Source organism: Xanthomonas sp. WHRI 10204, assembly GCF_040202875.1.
Classification (GTDB): Bacteria; Pseudomonadota; Gammaproteobacteria; order Xanthomonadales; family Xanthomonadaceae; genus Xanthomonas.
Genome location: NZ_JBEGDW010000003.1, coordinates 245,552 through 258,125, shown reverse-complemented (window position 1 = coordinate 258,125; position 12,574 = coordinate 245,552). Strand labels below are relative to the sequence as shown.

Below are 12,574 nucleotides of genomic sequence, written 5' to 3'. Positions count from 1 at the left end.
ACGCCCCCTTTCATCCTGCGAAGCGATGTACATAATGAGAAAAGTATTCATGTTCCCCGGACAGGGCTCCCAGCGTCGAGGTATGGGGCGCGAGCTGTTCGGCGAGTACCGCTCGCTCGTCGCGCAAGCGAGCGAGCAGCTCGGCTACGACGTCGCTGAGCTGTGCACCGAGGATGCTCATGGCGAACTCGGCCAGACCCGTTTCACGCAACCGGCGCTCTACGTCGTCAGCTGTCTGTCCTATTTGCATCGGATTGACACTGGCGATAGTGCGCCCGATGTCGTGGCCGGGCACAGTCTTGGCGAATACGCGGCCCTGTTCGCCGCCGGCGCATTCGATTTTGAGACAGGCCTTTCGATCGTGGCAAAACGCGCGATGCTGATGGGCGAGGCGCTCGATGGCGCGATGGCTGCGGTGCAGGGTATTGAAGAGCTGCGTATCCGAGAAATACTGGACAGTTACAACGACGAAATTTCCGATAACGCGCGAGTGCAGGGCGCTGTTTCGTCTGCTCCCGCGTCCGTGGTCGAGATCGCCAATCTGAATCATAGACTGCAATGCGTGATATCCGGGGCACGTGAGCATGTGACCGGTCCGTCACTCGCGCAGCGCTTCGATGACGCCGGCGCGAGCTTCATTGCACTGGATGTCAGTGGCGCGTTTCATTCTGCGCGCATGAAAACGCTGGCTACGCGTTTTGCCGATTTTTTGTCCAACATCGCACTTGCACCGCTGAAGATGCCGGTCGTCTCAAATTGGACTTCGCGCGTATATCCAGGCGGTGATTACCGGCCTGCGATGGTCAACCAGATGTTCAGTCCGGTGAGATGGTACGAATCGATATCCCGGCTGTTGACGCGAGATTATCGCGAGTTTCACGAAGTCGGACCGGGGGACGTGCTTAGCCGGCTGCAACGCCATATCGAAAACGCGCCGTTTCAGTGCACGTGAGGCTCGCCACGGCGATGCAGTCGACCCCTTTGGAATTCATAAACGCTCCAGGCAACGAGGTTATTCATGCATTCAGCTCAAGAGAATTCGTTGATGAAAAAGCCTCCACTTGAAGGCGTTTGGTCACTTATTTCATATGTCGCACGGAGCACATCTGGAGAGGAGTCACTTCCCTTTGGTGAAGAACCGATGGGCCGGCTCATCTACACCCCAACGGGGCATGTGTCCGCAACTCTGTGCCGAATGCCGAGACATCTGGTTGCATCCGACGAAAAAAGTATGAGGATGGATGCCGAGTTCCATATTACATCTGATTGGTTCGACGCCTATGCGGGGATCTATGAAATTGATGTCGCCGCTAACCAGGTAGCGCATCGCGTCGCGCTGTCCAGTCGGCCCAACATGATCGGCACGGACCAAATCCGATACTACAAGTTCGAGAATAATGATCATCTGGTTCTGTCAACGCCACCAATTCTTTCGTGTGGCCACGAGTTGGTTCTTAAGCTTGTGTGGTGGCGGCTCGCGTGACGGTGCCTGTCTCTTCCTTCAACCGGACCCGCCTGTTGCGGTCCGTTTGAGTCATACCTAGACGGTGGTGGATTGAGAATCTTCTGGCATCCCGCTCCACCCGCTATAGCCGCTATCGATGGCCTGCTTCGGGTAGCAATTGCTGTGTTCATGGCAATCGGTCTCGCGGTATTGCGACCTTGGCTTTGCTGGATCAGGCAGTGCAATGCTTGGCCATGAGCGCCTGCACCAGGGGTGTCTTATGACCGCTGACGTTGTCGAATATGAGATGGATCTGGCGAAGGCTGAACTGAGTGTCGAGCATATCTTGGAGGCAGCCTACGAACTGCTGGTGTGGCGCGCGGTGGCCTTGCCCAATAATTCATCGGTGCAGGTATTGAGCGAAGCGGACAGGGGAGTATGCTTCTACGCTTGTAGTCGAATCAGTAGCTTTCAGCGTACCTGAGCGGTAGCGGTAGCATACGATCCTTGCGATCAAGCGCCTGGATCACCGTCTTTTTAATCTATGCAAAATATTGCTGCGTGCAGATCCAGGCCGATCACGTAGGCGGCTTTGGTCTCGAGCTTCAGATCATCGGAGGCCATTGGGTCGTACGCCGATGCGGGTGCGCTTCACAACAAAACCCAGCGTGCCGGGCGCGACAAAGCGACAATATACCGTGACGTCGACGAATTATCGAATTAACCGCGCGCTGTTCGATTATTAGGTCGGTATTTTCGTGTATGAATAGTTGTGTAAAATTATTTATAAATTAATTATTCAGCGAACTATTTCATGTAGACCGTTAACGCAAAGTCATAGCCACTTAGCGCACATGCTTGTGCGGCCTACGTTAGAAAAAAATATCTTAATTGTCTTAACAGGTCTGCCAGGGTATCCGGCAGTTTTTACTGCTGCTTTATTTGCGTATATGATAAAAGGCGATCACGCTTTTATTGTCATCCCCTGCAAGCGTAGCGCTAGCATAATTTTTCCTGATTAGCCCTGACCTTCAGCTGCAGCACCTCCGCGTTTATCGCTAAACCCGCCCAATGCAAGGCCACGATGGGGTCCTGGCTGAAAGAACTTCGGACCGGCTCCTAGCGTCAACGGCGCCGAGAGCGGACATCACGGAAAACATTAGGAAAACGAAGCGATTTGCAGGACTGCAACAAACATCCAGCTGAGGGTCAGGGCTAATCAGGTAATTTTTTAAGCAGCAGATAAGATATTAAAATGGCTAGTAAAATATATAAATATAGTGATCAGCCGGTCAGCTAAATTAGTGCGCAGATAAAGAGCTTTTTGTGAAAAATTTGGGCATCCTTCGTTGTATCTGGGATTTTTCCTGGATTTTTTTTGCACCGCTTTCGCCGAACATTGGGTCGTACTTTTGCTATTTGCTAGAGCGTGTTGTGCAAGTTGAGATGCGATGTATGGTCGTTGGCGGAGCGGGTGCTGTATGGCAAAGGCTTGACTGGCGCCAAGGTAAGAGTGGTAAGGCATGTATTGCCCTGGCGCATCGGAATCTGCATCGCATTCGCCCCGAAGGACGCGCCGTCTAATTTGAGATAAAAATGGATATGGTCGGAATCGAAGCAATGAATTTGTATGCGGGTGTTGCCCGTCTGAACGTGGCGACGCTGGCCCGGCATCGCGGTCTCGACATGCGGCGCTTTGAGAATTTGCTCATGAAAGAGAAGACCGTCGCGTTGCCGTACGAAGATCCTGTGACGTTCGCCGTCAACGCGGCGAAGCCCATCGTCGATGCGCTGGCGCAGCGCGAGCGCGACCAGATCCGTATGGTGATTACCTGTACCGAATCGGGTTTCGACTTCAGCAAGTCGATGAGCACGTATTGCCACGATCTGCTCGGACTCAGCCGTCATTGCCGGATGTTCGAGATCAAGGGCGCCTGCTATTCGGGCATGGCCGGTCTGCAGATGGCGGTCAACTTCGTGCTCTCGCAGACGTGCCCCGGTGGCAAGGCACTGGTGCTTGCGACCGACGTGTCGCGCTTCATGGTCGAGGAGGGTAGCGACGCGCTGTCGGCAGACTGGTCGTTCTCCGAGCCGAGCGGTGGCTCCGGCGCGGTTGCGATGCTGGTCAGCGATCAGCCGCACGTGTTTCAGATCGATGCCGGTGCCAATGGCTATTACGGTTTCGAGGTGATGGACACCTGCCGTCCGGCGTCGGACACCGATGCCGGCAACGCCGACTTGTCGCTGCTCTCATATCTGAGCTGCTGCGAGAATGCGTTCCTCAACTACCGCGAGCGCGTCGCCGACGCGGATTTCGCGACGACCTTTGAGTACCTGGCGTTCCATACACCGTTCGGGGGCATGGTCAAGGGCGCGCATCGGACGATGATGCGCAAGCTGGCGATGGCGAAACCGCCTGCAATCGAGGCGGACTTCGAGCGGCGCGTGGCGCCGGGCCTTGCGGACTGTCAGCGCGTCGGCAACATCATGGGCGCGACCGCCGCATTGTCGCTCGCGAGCACGATCCGACATGGCGATTTCGTGGAACCACAGCGCGTCGGCGTGTTTTCGTACGGCTCCGGTTGCTGCTCCGAATTCTTCAGCGGCGTTGCGACGCAAGAGGGCGCACGCCATCTTGCGGCGCTTGAGATTGGCGAAAGCCTCGACCGGCGCTACGACCTGACGATGGCGCAATACGACACGCTGCTGGAGCACAGCCGCGAGATTCGCTTCGGCACCCGGAATCTCGACTCGGACGCCAGCTTCATCACGCAGGCGCGCGGCGTGCATGCCAGGCCGACGCTGTTCCTGAAGGCAATTCGCGATTTTCATCGGGAATACGAATGGGTCAGTTGAACGGAACATGGCCCAACCTGCGCGTCCGGCTGGACGATGGCGTCTGCCGGATGCAGATCGATCGGCCGGATACCGGCAATGCGATCGATGCGCATCTGGTCGGCGAAATGGCGGACGTGCTCGATCGCTTCGAGGCGACGGCGCGGATCGTCGTGCTTGAGGGGCTGCCCGACGCATTTTGCGTCGGGATGGATTTCGCGCAGCTGGACGCGCGGCGTGCAGGCGGCGCACCGCCGGCGGCGCCGGATCCGGCGCCGCTCTACGATCTGTGGCGGCGGCTCGCGGACGGCCCCTATATCAGCATCGCGCATGTGCAGGGACGTGCGAACGCGGGCGGTGTCGGATTCGCCGCCGCCTGCAACGTCGTGCTCGCAGCGCCAACTGCGAGCTTCAGTCTCTCCGAGCTGCTGTTCGGTTTGATGCCGGCCTGCGTGCTGCCGTTTCTGATCCGTCGGGTAGGATTTGCGAAGGCGCACTACATGACGCTGACGACACAGCCCGTCGACGCCCGGCAAGCACGCGACTGGGGGCTCGTCGACGTCTGCGATGCGAACAGTGACAATCTGCTGCGCCGGCATTTGCTGCGCTTGCGGCATCTGCAAAAGGACGCGATCGTCCGCTACAAGCGTTACGCGGCGTCGCTCGACGACAGCCTCGCTAAATCCCGTGCGCCGGCGCTTGCCGCCAATGTCGAGGTGTTCGGCGACGCGGCCAACCTGGACGGCATCTCGCGCTTCGTAAACGCCGGCAGGCTGCCGTGGGAACGCGACTGACGCCGGATGCACGGCGGCCGCGCGCCCGATCTGGTGCATCAACGCATGCTTCGATCACCGATACTTCAACCAACACGAGAGAAGAGCCATGAGTCAGCAACATATTCTGGAAGTGATTATCCGCCACGTGCGCGACGTCGTTCCCGGGCTGGAAAATCACGTTTTCACGCCGGGTGATTCGCTGCGCGAAATCGGCGCCAATTCGATCGACCGGGCGGACATCATCATGATGACGCTCGAATCGCTGTCACTGAATATCCCGCTCGTCGACATGGCCGGCGCGCAGAACATCGGCGAAATTGCGGATATCATCCATGCAAATGGGTGAATCACATGCCCCAATCATCAGCGGCGTCGGCGTGGTGTCGGCGATAGGTCAGGGCAGCACGGCGTTCGCCGATGCACTGTTCCAGGGACGCCACAGCTTCGATGTGATGCGTCGGCCTGGGCGGCAGTGGTTACTGGACGGCAAGACCCAGGGCACCCGATTCCTCGGTGCCGAAATCGGCGAACTGATGATTCCGGAGACCATCCCGCGCGGCCCGTTGCGTACTGCGTCGTTGTCCGCGCAGGCGGCGCTCGCGGCGCTGCATGAGGCATGGTGCGACGCACGCCTCGACGACGTCGCACCGGAACGGGTCGGCCTCGTGGTTGGCGGGTCCAACGTGCAGCAGCGCGAACTCGTGCTGCTGCAGGACGCCTATCGCGAACGCGTCCCGTTCCTGCGTCCGACCTATGCGATGTCGTTCATGGACACCGATCTGTGCGGACTGTGCTCGGAAATGTTCGGCATTCGTGGTTTCGCGCAGACGGTGGGGGCTGCCTCCGCAAGCGGCCAGATGGCGGTGGTGCAGGCGATCGACGCGGTACTGTCCGGACGTGTTGATGTCTGCATTGCGCTCGGCGCGTTGATGGACCTGTCGTACTGGGAATGCCAGGGGTTCCGCTCGCTCGGCGCGATGGGGTCCGACCGTTACGCTATGCAGCCGGCGCGCGCGAGTCGGCCGTTCGATGCCGACCGCGACGGCTTCATCTACGGCGAGGCGTGCGCGGCGCTCGTGATCGAGCGCGATGGCGCGCGGCACCGCGACGGTGTGACGCCTTATGCGCGCATCGCCGGCTGGAGTCTCTCGCTCGACGCGAACCGCAATCCCGATCCGTCGCTTGACGGGGAGATCGCCACGATCCGTGGCGCCCTCGCGTGTGCCGGCCTCGATGCGCGCGACATCGACTACGTGAATCCGCACGGCAGCGGCTCGCTGGTCGGAGACGTCATTGAACTGCAGGCGCTACGCGAGTGCGGGCTTGCGCATGCTTATCTGAACGCCACTAAGTCAGTCACTGGACACAGCCTGACCGCCTCCGGCGCAGTCGAGCTGGTTGCCGTGCTGTTGCAGATGCGCGCTGGACGCCTGCATCCGACGCGCAATCTCGATTGCCCGATTGCGCCAGATTTAAATTGGGTGCGGCAGAAGCCGATATCGCACGCTATCCGACACGCGCTGAATCTCAGTTTCGGTTTCGGAGGCATCAATACTGCTGTGTGTGTGAGTCGCCACGACGTCGCCGCCATTAACTCTTTCCAGGAGCAAGCGCTATGAAAGTATTCATGTTTCCGGGCCAGGGCTCGCAAGCTAAAGGTATGGGTCGCGAGCTGTTCGATCGGTTCGTCCACCTAGCTGACGAAGCGAGCGAGGTGCTAGGCTATTCGCTTCGCAGCCTGTGCGTCGACGATCCGCGCGGTGAGCTGAAGCGGACGCGCTTCACGCAGCCAGCTTTATATGTCGTAAACGCACTTTCTTATTACGCGCGAATCGAGGATGGCGCCAGCGCCCCGAACTTCCTGATAGGCCACAGTCTCGGCGAGTTCAATGCGCTGCTCGCGGCCGGATGCTTCGATTTTTTGACCGGACTGAAGCTTGTCCAGTATCGCGGCGAGTTGATGGCGCGCGTGTCGAATGGCGCGATGGCCGCAATCGTCAATGCAGATAAGCCGACCATCGAGAGGATTCTCTCCGAGAACCAGCTGACAAAGGTGAGCATCGCGAACTATAACACGCCGTCGCAGATAGTGATCTCGGGCGCTGCCGACGAGATCGCGAAGGCGCAAGCGCTGTTCAGCCAGAATCCGATGCGTTACTACCCGCTCAACACAAGCGGCGCGTTTCACTCGTCTTTCATGCGTCCGGCACGCGAAGAGTTCGCGCGCTTCTTGAAGTCGTTCCGTCTGAACGCGCCGCAAGTGCCTGTGATCTCAAACGTATCCGCGCGTCCGTACGAGCTGTCCGGCATCGACGAGTGCCTCGCAAACCAGATCGACAGCGCTGTGCGCTGGTCCGAGGGTGTCCAGTATCTGCTTGGCATCGCCGAGCGCTGCGGTGAGAGCGTTGAATTCGAAGAATTAGGGCACGGCGACGTGCTGTCACGTTTGGTGGATGCAATCCGGCAGCAAACACCGCAGGGCGTGGCTGCGCCCGCCATCGCGACGGATAGGGGCGCAATTGGTGACGCGTCCGGTCGTACGGCTTCGACAGAATCGCGGACTGCTGAGGATAAAGTTGCAGAATGGAACCGCCGCTATGCTGTCGGCACGCGTGTAACTTCGCGGTTGCCAGATTACAGGGACTTGACTACGCGGACGGAGGCGATGCTGCTGTTCAAACATCGTGCAGCAGTCTATATGAACGGTTATCACGGCTACTTCGATCTCGACGATCTTACCGCCGCTTGAATGCTTGTCTTGATCAATCCGTCGTCGTTTTTCGGGAAGCATCCAGGTGTCCAAATCACGCGTCACATTTTTGTTTTCCGGACAAGGTTCGCAGTCGTTTCAAATGGCGCGCCCACTTTACGAACGGAACCCGGTATTCCGCGAGTGGATGGATTTGCTCGATGACGTCGCAAGCGAACTGGCCGGTGAGTCGATTCTGGCAACGCTTTACCATCGCAACCACGCTCGGACTCAGCCGTTTGATCGCACGCTGCTGAGCCATCCGGCGATCTACATGACCGAATACTCGCTCGCGCGCACGTTGATCGCTGCGGGGGTTGAACCCGATGCGACTCTCGGCGCGAGCCTCGGCACCTTCGCAGCGGCAGCAGTGGCGGGATGCATCGATGCACGCGACGCGCTCGCGGCAGTCATCCGCCACGCACAGGCGCTCGAGGCGAGCTGCGCGCCTGGTACTATGATCGCTATTTTTGCGGAAGCAAGCGTGTTCGATGATGCGAAGCTAGGGCGACATGCCGAACTCGCGGCGCTAAATTTTGACGGGCATTTTGTAGTTGCTGCGACGCTGGCAGGTGCAGTTGAGGTCGAACAGATCCTGCGCAAACGTCAGCTCACATTTCAAAGGCTACCTGTTGAGTTTGCTTATCACTCGCGCCATGTCCGTGCTGCTGAATTGCCACTTAAGGCCGCGCTAGATAAGATGGAAGTGCGCGAAGGGAATATGCCGGTAGTGTGTTGCGCAAGCGGGGACCTTGCTAAGCCAATGAGCCATGCACATTTTGTCGCCGCAGTGCGCGAGCCCATCTATTTTGGAAAAGCGATTGAGCAAATGGAACTTTCCGGTCATCACGACTATATAGATGTGGGGCCGTCTGGAACGCTTGCCACGTTTGTAAAATACGCGATACCCAGCGCCACCTCACGTACTCATACGATATTGACGATTCAAGGCAATGACCTCGAACGGCTTGCTCATGTAATCTCTCGATTCACTGCACACAGCGCGTTCGCTGCTTCACGTGTGAGATGAAATCATGCGACGGGTATCTCGGATTGACGACCGGCGACGGGCAATTGAGCTATGGTGCGCTACGCCTTCGCAAATCGATGAATCACTTATGAGCGAGTATCGAAAGTTGCTCAGTGAAACAGAGCGTGCGCAAGAAATGCGAATGTATTTTGACCGTGATCGATGCCGTTATCTTGTAACGCGTGCGCTAGTGCGGATTGTGCTTTCGAAGTACGCACCGGTAGCACCAGAAGATTGGGTTTTTGCGTTATCTCAATATGGAAAGCCAAGTATTAGTAGTCCACACTCGCTCGCTGCTGATATTTCGTTCAATATAACGCACGGTGGTAATTTAATAATTATCGCTGTTACGCGTGGAATTGATATTGGTGTAGATACGGAAAGTATATCTTCACGTTTGGCTCCTTTGGGAGTGCTAAAAAGTAGTTTCTCGAGTTCGGAAATATCCAGCATATTATCTTTGCCAGGAGATGAGAAAAATCAAAGATTTTACGAGCATTGGACGCTCAAAGAGGCATATGTAAAGGCGCGTGGGCTGGGTACCTATATCCCTCTAGAAGCCGTTGATTTCGATTTAAAAAAAGAAGGATTGATAGAATTAAAGTTCGATCCAATATGGTCGGATCAATCTTCTCGCTGGTATCTATGGCAGCTGTGGCCAGATGATGAACATGTGGTCGCCGTGTGTGCGGAGAATCTAGGAACGGATCCGCCGAAACTATCGATGACATCGATAGTGCCATTTTTAAAGGAAGTACCGTGTTCCTACCGACTGACACGCGTATCTGCGTTGCCTAAATTTTAGCTTTTATGGATTATCCTGATTAGCCCTGATCTTCAGCCGCCAGTCGCAGGATCTGCGTCGGGCCTTGTGGATGCTGCTGTCACCGGAAGCCAATGAGGTAGCGTGATGAGCATCAATGCCGTGCAGTTCCAAGCAGGATTGTCGATGCCTGAGTTCTTCGCGTTCTACGGCACCGAAGCCAAGTGCTATCGCGCGCTTTACAAGTGGCGCTGGCCGCAAGGCTTTCGTTGCCCTGCCTGCACCGAACGGGCGCGGTCGCGCTTCAAGCGTGGCGGTGCCATCTACTACCAATGCAGCGCGTGCCGGCACCAGACCAGCCTGATCGCTGGCACGATGTTCCAAGGCACCAAGCTGCCGCTGCGCACCTGGATGCTGGCCTTGCACCTGTTGACCTCGACCAAAACCAACATGGCCGCGCTGGAGCTGATGCGCCATCTGGGTATCAATTACAAAAGCGCCTGGCGGATGAAGCACAAGATCATGCAGGTCATGGCCGAGCGTGAAGCCATGCGCAAACTGACTGGTTTCGTGCAGATCGACGATGCCTATCTTGGCGGTGAGCGCAACGGCGGCAAGGCCGGACGCGGATCGGAGAACAAGCAGCCGTTTCTGATTGCGGTGCAGACCGATGCCACCTTCACCGCACCACGCTTTGTGGTGATCGAGCCGGTGCGCAGCTTCGACAACATCTCGCTGCAGGACTGGATTGCCCGTCGCCTGGCGCCCGACTGCGAGGTCTATACCGACGGATTGGCTTGCTTCCGCCGCCTGGAAGAGGCAGGCCACGCGCACACCACGCTGGACACCGGTGGTGGTCGTGCTGCGACCGAAGCCGCCGGTGCCCGTTGGGTCAACGTGGTGCTGGGCAATCTCAAGCGCGCCATCAGTGGGGTGTATCACGCTGTCGCGCAAGGCAAATACGCAAGGCGTTACCTGGGAGAAGCGGCTTATCGTTTTAATCGCCGATTCCGCTTGCGCGACATGCTGCCACGACTTGCTACAGCCATGATGCAGTCCACACCCTGTCCAGAACTGGTGCTGCGTGCAGCGAGCAATTTTCATGGCTGAGAGTCAGGGCTAATCAGGTTGTCTTTTGAACTGCATGTGCAGCAACAAAATTATTCTCAGACCCATATTACCTAAACGAAGCAGGGTGTCCTGCCTCGCGTCCGGCGCTCCGCATTGCAGTGCCAGCTTGGGATGCACACGTGATGATGAAGACCAAGGTCGAGTTGATCTACTGCATCATGGTCGTTGCGACAGCCGTCATGGCGGGTATCGTCAAATGCACGGTAGCGTCTACTTGCCCTAACTGCAGTGATTTCTTCGATCACTGATCAGCACAACTAACGTCATATCTCCACAAGGCCCGGCTTGTCCGGGCCTTGTGCATTTTTATGCCCCTCAACTATTCGGAAACGACAATGCACTTGCTTGAATCAATGGCCTATGTAGGCACGAAACCGTGGCATGGCCTTGGGAACCAACTTGCTCGGCAGCAGTCCATCGAAAGATGGAAGCAGCAGGCCGGGATGGATTGGAAGATCGAGGAGTCCGAGGTTCGATACATCGCCGGCAACCAGAACGTTGGAGCTATCAATGCGTTCCCTGGAAACAAGGTCCTTTATCGTTCGGACACCAAAGCGCCCTTGGCGGTGGTCTCAAAGCGCTTCCAGGTCGTCCAGCCAGGGGAGATCCTGGAGTTCTATCGCGACCTGACGGCAAGCAGCGGCTTCGAGCTTGAGACAGCTGGCGTCCTGCGCGAGGGACGCAAGTTCTGGGCGCTGGCTCGGACCGGTCAAAGTACCGTGCTTCGGGGGCGAGATAGAGTGAATGGCTATCTCCTATTGGCGACTGCGTGCGACGGAACACTGGCCACGACGGCTCAATTCACTTCCATCCGCGTCGTCTGCAACAACACCCTGGCAGTTGCACTGGGCAACGGTGGTGCAATCAAGGTGCCGCACCGCAGTCACTTCGACCCAGACCTCGTGAAGCGCCAGCTCGGCATTACGGTTTCAGCCTGGGATGGTTTCGTAGAGCGTATGAAAGCACTGTGCGAATTCCCTGTTGAGCCGGACTCTTCAGATGCACTGTTGCGTCGTGTGTTGACATGTACGGCTCCCAACGCAGTACAGGTGGTCAATGAACAGGCTGTGGCTAAAGTGCGCGCGCTGTACAAGGGCGATGGGCGAGGATCCCAGCTTGCTTCCAGCCGAACAACGGCCTGGGGCTTGCTCAATGCCATCACCGAACACGTTGATCATCATCGGCGTGCTCGAAGCGATGACCATCGCCGTGACGCAGCCTGGTTCGGGCAGGGCGCCCAGATCAAGCAACGCGCATGGGAAGAAGTGTTGGGGATGGTGGCGTGATGCGGGCCGGATCACGCACATCTACGCCGTCTAGCGGCGAGCCTGCATCATCTCAGGAAGTCGCCCGGGCACGGAATGACAGGATCGTTGCACTGGCCTTGCGCATCCTCGAACAGCGTGCCTGTGAGCCAGGGCCGCGACTTGGTGATGTCTCCAAGTGCGGCGCCTTCTTCCGGCTGCGGTTGGGCGGTGAAATTTGCGAGCACTTCGAGATTGCGTTTCTTGATAGCCAGCACCGGCTTATCGGCGTAGAGCGTTTGTTTTCCGGGTCCGTAGAGGGCGCGGAGGTGCATCCGCGCATCGTCGTCCAGCGCGCGCTGGCCTTGAACGCCGCGGCAGTCATCGTCGCTCACAACCACCCAAGTGGCCACACTGAGCCTTCAGCAGCCGACCGGGCTGTCACTGTCCAGTTGAAGACCGTCTTGCAGTTGGTGGAAATCCGGCTGCTGGACCATTTCGTGGTCACGGCACACCAGGCGGTTTCGATGGCTTCCCGGGGATGGGTGTAGGGCTGACATCCGCTCTGGGTTCGGTCTCGGCACAGCGCGCCGTACATCGAC

Annotated in this window: 13 protein-coding genes; all 13 read left to right on the top strand. The window is 57.7% G+C overall.

The features are described from left to right. The first annotated feature begins 34 nt into the window (after positions 1–34). Positions 35–952: an ACP S-malonyltransferase gene (locus ABQZ00_RS18280; protein WP_323522797.1), complete on the top strand. Its 918-nt coding sequence runs from the start codon at positions 35–37 to the stop codon at positions 950–952. 93 nt (positions 953–1,045) lie between these two features. Further along, on the top strand, positions 1,046–1,483 hold the full coding sequence (locus ABQZ00_RS18275; RefSeq protein ID WP_323522798.1) for a lipocalin-like domain-containing protein: 438 nt from the start codon (positions 1,046–1,048) through the stop codon (positions 1,481–1,483). A 241-nt stretch (positions 1,484–1,724) separates the two neighbouring features. After that, positions 1,725–1,928, top strand: a complete 204-nt coding sequence (locus ABQZ00_RS18270) for a hypothetical protein (protein ID WP_323522799.1) — start codon at positions 1,725–1,727, stop codon at positions 1,926–1,928. A gap of 1,112 nt (positions 1,929–3,040) precedes the next feature. Then, entirely contained in the window at positions 3,041–4,300 is a 1,260-nt protein-coding gene (locus ABQZ00_RS18265; RefSeq protein WP_323522800.1) for a hydroxymethylglutaryl-CoA synthase family protein, read from the top strand. Then, complete coding sequence (locus tag ABQZ00_RS18260) at positions 4,288–5,073, top strand: enoyl-CoA hydratase/isomerase (protein ID WP_323522801.1); 786 nt, start codon at positions 4,288–4,290, stop codon at positions 5,071–5,073. The genes ABQZ00_RS18265 and ABQZ00_RS18260 overlap by 13 nt, the downstream gene beginning before the upstream one ends. An 88-nt stretch (positions 5,074–5,161) precedes the next feature. Then, positions 5,162–5,401 (top strand): acyl carrier protein, encoded by a 240-nt coding sequence (locus ABQZ00_RS18255; protein WP_039412192.1) that lies wholly within the window; start codon positions 5,162–5,164, stop codon positions 5,399–5,401. Continuing rightward, positions 5,388–6,674 (top strand): beta-ketoacyl synthase N-terminal-like domain-containing protein, encoded by a 1,287-nt coding sequence (locus ABQZ00_RS18250; protein WP_323522802.1) that lies wholly within the window; start codon positions 5,388–5,390, stop codon positions 6,672–6,674. The genes ABQZ00_RS18255 and ABQZ00_RS18250 overlap by 14 nt, the downstream gene beginning before the upstream one ends. Beyond that, the gene (fabD, locus tag ABQZ00_RS18245) at positions 6,671–7,804 is read left to right on the top strand and encodes an ACP S-malonyltransferase (protein ID WP_323522803.1); all 1,134 of its coding nucleotides are present in this window, start codon (positions 6,671–6,673) and stop codon (positions 7,802–7,804) included. Before ABQZ00_RS18250 ends, fabD begins: the two co-directional genes overlap by 4 nt. A gap of 46 nt (positions 7,805–7,850) precedes the next feature. Next, a complete protein-coding gene (locus ABQZ00_RS18240; RefSeq protein WP_323522804.1) occupies positions 7,851–8,834 on the top strand; it encodes an acyltransferase domain-containing protein in 984 nt (327 codons plus the stop codon). A gap of 88 nt (positions 8,835–8,922) precedes the next feature. Further along, on the top strand, positions 8,923–9,639 hold the full coding sequence (locus tag ABQZ00_RS18235; protein ID WP_323522805.1) for a 4'-phosphopantetheinyl transferase superfamily protein: 717 nt from the start codon (positions 8,923–8,925) through the stop codon (positions 9,637–9,639). A gap of 105 nt (positions 9,640–9,744) precedes the next feature. Then, positions 9,745–10,707: an IS1595 family transposase gene (locus ABQZ00_RS18230; RefSeq protein WP_323522806.1), complete on the top strand. Its 963-nt coding sequence runs from the start codon at positions 9,745–9,747 to the stop codon at positions 10,705–10,707. 356 nt (positions 10,708–11,063) lie between these two features. Beyond that, the gene (locus tag ABQZ00_RS18225) at positions 11,064–12,014 is read left to right on the top strand and encodes a DUF932 domain-containing protein (protein ID WP_323522807.1); all 951 of its coding nucleotides are present in this window, start codon (positions 11,064–11,066) and stop codon (positions 12,012–12,014) included. Further along, positions 11,984–12,523, top strand: a complete 540-nt coding sequence (locus ABQZ00_RS23890; protein WP_503064296.1) for a JAB domain-containing protein — start codon at positions 11,984–11,986, stop codon at positions 12,521–12,523. The genes ABQZ00_RS18225 and ABQZ00_RS23890 overlap by 31 nt, the downstream gene beginning before the upstream one ends. The last annotated feature ends 51 nt before the right edge of the window (positions 12,524–12,574 follow it).